This is a genomic window from Bartonella sp. TT110JLCBS (assembly GCF_042193405.1).
Classification (GTDB): Bacteria; Pseudomonadota; Alphaproteobacteria; order Rhizobiales; family Rhizobiaceae; genus Bartonella.
Genome location: NZ_JBHILT010000161.1, coordinates 1 through 856, shown reverse-complemented (window position 1 = coordinate 856; position 856 = coordinate 1). Strand labels below are relative to the sequence as shown.

Annotated in this window: 1 protein-coding gene; it reads left to right on the top strand. The window is 38.0% G+C overall.

Annotated elements, in window-relative coordinates:
• The first annotated feature begins 66 nt into the window (after positions 1-66).
• Positions 67-645, top strand: a complete 579-nt coding sequence (locus ACFILW_RS10180) for a hypothetical protein (RefSeq protein WP_375685778.1) — start codon at positions 67-69, stop codon at positions 643-645.
• Positions 646-856 lie beyond the last annotated feature (211 nt).

Below are 856 nucleotides of genomic sequence, written 5' to 3'. Positions count from 1 at the left end.
CTCGAAAAGCCTAAAGCATCTAAAGTTTCCAAGCCATCAACACCTACCCCAAAAAAGGCTTAGAAGTTGAAATTAATCATCCACCAAAAATGGTATCTTCAACAGGCAAAAGATACCTTCACAAGCCTTCAAGCACCACGCCTTAATTGGGCTCTGCGTAATGCTCTAAACACTGCAGCAAAACAAGTTGAACGCTTTACTGAAAAGCAAGTTGCTGACATCTCATCAGCCCAAATAAAGCGTATAAGAAGAGGCGTTTATATTAAAGAAAAGGCGACAGCAAGGTTTCTTGAGACAGATATCATTGGTTCTGGAACACCAATACCTCTTAAATTTTTTAAAGTAAACGAAACAAAACGCGGCGTAACTTACACACTGTTTGGAAAGAAAGAAATCTTACCCCATGGTTTTATCAAGGGAGGCAGTTTTCCAAAGCGTGTTGAATTGAAAATGGGAGGGAATGTGTTTCAAAGAGATGACGGAGATCAATTCCCCATTGCAAAACAAGAAGGACCTTCAATTGCTAAAGTGATGTCCAAGCCAGAGATTGCAAGTGCTATTGCACAATATGCCAATGAAAGATTAACTGAAAACATACAGAGACAACTTAAACGTCAAGAATACGCTGCTAATAAGAAAGGCTAGATCATGTTCTCAAGCTTTATCTATATCTTACATATCCTTATGAGTTTAAGCATTACATATTCTTATTGCAATTTAAAAAAAGATCATCATTTATGCTTTGTTTTTTCATAAAAAAAGTCAATAAAATCAATTCAAAAGGTACTTCCCAGCGGGTTGGCTTCGTTGCGGGGCAGGCTAGCGCGAACTATCGCTAGCGACAGAATTTTCAAAT